This window comes from Streptomyces botrytidirepellens, from assembly GCF_003721215.1.
GTDB classification, from domain to species: Bacteria; Actinomycetota; Actinomycetes; order Streptomycetales; family Streptomycetaceae; genus Streptomyces; species Streptomyces himastatinicus.
In genome coordinates this window covers 1-4696 of sequence record NZ_RIBZ01000618.1, presented here as the reverse complement: position 1 = coordinate 4696, position 4696 = coordinate 1, and the positions used below count along the sequence as shown (strand labels likewise).

General features: G+C 75.3%; 2 protein-coding genes. One reads left to right on the top strand and one right to left on the bottom strand.

What is annotated here, in order from left to right:
• A partial coding sequence (gene fxsT / locus EEJ42_RS33845; RefSeq protein ID WP_148082122.1) for an FxSxx-COOH system tetratricopeptide repeat protein occupies positions 1-4260 on the top strand: 4260 nt, incomplete at its 5' end.
• Positions 4261-4467: 207 nt separating this feature from the next.
• Here the strand turns inward: fxsT and EEJ42_RS51330 are convergent.
• A partial coding sequence (locus EEJ42_RS51330; RefSeq protein ID WP_221179459.1) for a hypothetical protein occupies positions 4468-4696 on the bottom strand: 229 nt, incomplete at its 5' end.

Here is a 4696-nt window from a genome sequence, read left to right as displayed (position 1 = left end):
GCTGAGGACGAGCGGGGGGACGACCCTCACGCTCCCGAACCGCCCGCGACCGCTCCCGAGGACGGCCCGCCCGGAGGCCCCGCGGGGGCGGCCGCCGCGGAGGCCCGCTGGCCCGGTTACGTCCACGTCCGCGCCACGGGCGGCCCCGGCCCCGCCGCGGTCCACGCCGCCTGGCCCTGGGGCGCCGACGAGACCCAGGGCCAGATCGAGCTGAGCGACCCGCTGGGGCTCGGCCGCGCCCTGCGCCCCTTCGGTCGCCGCCGCGCCTCCGTCCACCGCTTCACCCTGGACGAGGAGGGCACCGCCGTCCGCGCCGCCGAACAGGGCTTCTGGGAGCCGGTGTTCCACGGCGCCGGGGAGCGCTGGTTCGACGTCGTCCTGGTCGTCGAGGACAGCGTCTCCATGTCCGTCTGGGACGGCGCGGCCCGGGCGCTCACCGAGGTCTTCCAGCGCCAAGGCGCGTTCAGCGACGTACGGACCTGGCGGCTGGACACCTGGCGCCCCGGCGAGGCCGTCCTGCGCCCGGACGGCAGCGCCGCGGACCGCGACCCGCAGGAGCTGCTGCACCCCCAGCGCCGTCGGCTGATCCTGCTGCTCAGCGACTGCGTGGGCGAAGGGTGGTCGCGGGGCACCGTGCCCCGGCTGCTGGACCTGTGGGCGCGGCACGGCCCCGTCGCCGTGCTCAACCCGCTGCCGCACCACATGTGGGACCGGTGTGACGCCATCCCGCTGGACGTCTCCCTGCGCGCCTGCGCGGGCGGGCTGCCCAACACCGAGCTGGGCCTGCGCCTCCCGGGCCCGGCCCCCGGGGACCCCGACGCGGAGGGCCCGGACGCGGAGGGCCCGGACGACCCGTTACCCGGCGAAGGCCCGCCGGAGGACCGGCCCGTGCCCGTCCCCGTGCTGGAGGTCGAGCCCGAATGGCTCGCCACCTGGGCCCGGCTGGTGACCGGCACCGGCGGCTGGCTGCCCGCCGCCGCCCTGCTCACCGACGCCGACGGGCTCGCCGCGCGCTGCGCCGCCGCCCCGCGCACCCCGGAGGGCGACGAACCGCTCGCCCCGGACGAACGGGTGCGCACCTTCCGCGCCGCCGCCTCGCCCGCCGCCCGGCTGCTCGCCTCCCATCTCGCGCTCGCGCCGCTGACCCTCGATGTGATGGAGAAGGTCAAGAAGGCCGTGCTGCCCCGGCTGGGCCCGCTGCCGCTGGCCGAAGTGCTGCTCAGCGGGCTGCTGGAGCGCCCCGCCCCGGCCGCGGCCGGGTTCACCGGCTTCGCCTTCCGGGACGGCGTGCGCAACCAGCTCCTCGGCGGGCTCGGGCGCGGCGAGCTGTTCCGCGCCCTCCAAGGGGTGTCCGCGGTGGCGGCCAAGGTGATCGGCGCGCGCCCCGATCTGCTGCCGCGGTATCTCGCCGCGCCCGACGGGCCGGTCGACGACCGGCTGACCCCCGCCGAACGGGAGCTGGCCGCGGCCGCCCACCCCGCGCTCCTCGCGCTCGGCCGTCCGTACAGCAGGCTCGCGCAGAAGGTGCGCGTCCTGGTCGATCCGCCGCCTTCCCCGCCCGGGACCGACGACCGCAGCGATCTTCCGGGCGTCCGCACCAAGGGAGAGACCATGTCAGGGAGCGCTCCGGACACGGAACGGCTCACATCGTCCACACCGGCCGGCGCGCCGCCGTCCGGCCCCCCGCAGGAGAACGGCGCCGCCCCGGACAGCCCTCCGGGTTCCGCCCCCGACCAGACCCCCGCCGGTGCGCCCCCCGGCGGGGCCGTGCGCGCCCCCGGCAGCGTCCCGCTGCCGAACGCCAACTTCACCGGCCGCGAGGAGCATCTGCGGATGCTGCGGTCCTACCTCACCGAGGGCCGCCGCGCCGCCGTGCTGCCCCAGGCGCTGTACGGGCTGGGCGGCGTCGGCAAGACCCAGCTGGCGATCGAGTACATCCGCCGGTACGCGGAGGAGTACGAACTCGTCTGGTGGGTGCGGGCCGAACAGCCCGCCGTCATCCGCACCTCGCTCTCCGCGCTCGGCGCGACCCTCGGCATCGAGGGCCCCGACGTGGACGGCGTGGTCGACAAGGTCATCTCCGCCCTGGCCTCCGGCTTCCCGGTGAAGCGCTGGCTGCTCGTCCTCGACAACGCCCTCGGCCCCGAGGACGTCATGCCGTACATCCCGCACATGGTGGGGGTGCCCGGCGGCGCGGGCCACGTCATCATCACCTCCCGGGACGGCGGCTGGGCCGACCAGGTCAGCGCCCTCAAAGTGGACGTCTTCACGCGCGAGGAGAGCATCGAGTTCCTCTGCCGCCGCGACACCACCATGACCGGCGAGGACGCGTCACGCCTGGCCGACGCCCTCGGCGACCTGCCGCTCGCCATCGAGCAGGCCGCGGCCTGGCAGGTCAACAGCGGTGTGCAGGTCGAGGAGTACCTGGGCCTGCTGGCCAGCCGCCGCTCCGAGGTGTTCGCCGAGCCCATGACGGTCGGCGGCGCGGCATCCGTGGCGGCCGTGTGGCAGGTCTCCATGGACTCGCTGCGGGCGCGCAACGCCGGAGCCCTCGAACTGCTGCGGCTGCTGGCCTTCTTCGGCCCCGAGCCGGTGCCCCTGTCCTTGCTGCACAACGCCCGGCTGCTCAGCCTGCCCGCCGCCCTGTCCCGCACCGTCAAGGAACCGCTCAACCGGGCCCGGGCCATCCGCGACATCGGCCGCTACTCGCTCCTCACCATCGACAACCGGGCCGGTACGGTGCAGCTCCACCGGCTGGTGCGCAGCGTCCTCCAGGACGGGCTGGACGCCGGGACCGCCGAGAGCACGGCCCATCTGGCCCATCTGCTGCTGTCCGCGCACGACCCCGGCGACCCCGAAATGCTGCGCAACTGGGAGCAGTACACGGAGATCCTGCCGCACGTCGAGACCTCCGGCATGCTGGAGTGCCAGGACCCGGACGTCTGCCACACCGTCCTCAACGTCGTCCGCTATCTGCTGGCCCGCGGCGACTTCCGCAGCGGTGTCGAACTGGCCCGGCGCGCCCTCAAGGAGTGGCGGCGCGGGCTCGGCCCCGACGATCTGCGGACCATCAACCTGGTCCGGCTGCTGGGCGCGGCCCAGCGCTCCCTGGGCAGGCTGGACGAGGCCCGCGAGCTGAACGCGGACGCGCTGCGGCGGCTGCGCGCCACCGTCGGCGAGGAGCACGAGGACACGCTCAACCTGGCGGGCGGGGTCGCCGCCGACCTGCGGGCCACCGGCCGCTTCCGGGAGGCCCTGGAGCTGGACGAGGACACGTACGCCAAGAGCGTGCGCGTCTTCGGAACCGACGACCCCAACACCCTGATGGCGGGCCACAACTACGCGGTGAGCCTGCGGCTGTCCGGCCTGTTCACCCAGGCCCGCGAGCTGGACCGGAAGGTCTGGCAGGTCCGGGCCATGGTCCTGGGCGCGACGGCCCGCTCCACGCTGTTCACCGTCAACAACCTCGCCCGCGACATGCGCGAATGCGGTGAGTACGCGGAGGCGCGCACCCTCCAGGAGCAGACCGTCGCCACCTACCGCCAGTACTACGGCGAGACCCATCCGCACACCCTGCGCGCCATCAAGAACCTGTCCGTCAGCTGCCGCAAGGCCGGGGACTACGAACGCGGCCTGGAGCTGGCCGTCCTGGTCCTCGACCACTACCGCCGCACCGTCGGCGACCGCCACCCCGACGCCCTCGCCGCCCTCACCAACCTCGGCAACGACCTGCGCATGACCGGCGACCTCCAGGCCGCGGGCCAGCGCGGCGCCGAGGCCCACCAGGGGTACCGGGAGGTGCTCGGCGAGCACCATCCGTACACCTACCTGGCCGCCCTCAACCACGCCGTGACGCTCCGGGCGCTCGGCGAACACCCGCGCGCCCACCGGCTGGACCAGGACACCGCCACCGGCATCGCGGGCACCCTCTGGGCGGACCACCCCTGGGTGCTGCTCTCCCGGGCCAACCTCGCCACCGACCTCGCCCGGCTGGGCAACCACGAGGAGTCCCGGGTGCTCAACACCGAGGTCTCCGCCCGGCTGGAGACCCTGCTCGGGGACAGCCACCCCAGCACCCTCGCCGTCCTGCGCAACCTCGCGCTGGACCTGGAGACCGCCGGGGAGCCGGACCGGTCACGGGAGCTGAGGGAGACCGTGCTGGGCCGCTACCGGACGACCATCGGCGACGATCACCCCGAGGCCCGCGCCGCCGCCGAAGGCATCCGCGCCGAATGGGACATCGAACCCCCGCCGTCCTAATTTTTGGGCTCCGCTCGCCTCCGGGGCGCCTCAGCCGTCCCCCAGCTACCGCTGGGAGGTGCCCCCGCACGGTCGACGTGCTCGGTCGCTCGCGCGGCGGAGCCGCATATCGATACGAGCCCTCGCTCCCTGCGCGCGTCTCCCTTTCGACACCGGCGCGCCTCTTCGGCTCGCCCCCAGCTACCGCTGGGAGGTGCCCCCAGCTGGTCAGACGGGGGCGGGCACCCGAGCGCCGGAGGTGCCCTCGGCCCGCAGGGCCGCGCAGCGCTCCACCACCGGGCGCAGCCAGCCGGTCAGGCCGGGGGCCGGGGCGGGGCCCGCGGCCTCGCGTACGGCGTGCACCAGCTCCGGCATCGCGGTGCCGGGGTCGGGCTCGGCGTCCGGGGTGAGGGCGGGCGACCGGTGCAGCAGCCGGGCCGCCTCCCGGGGTACGGGC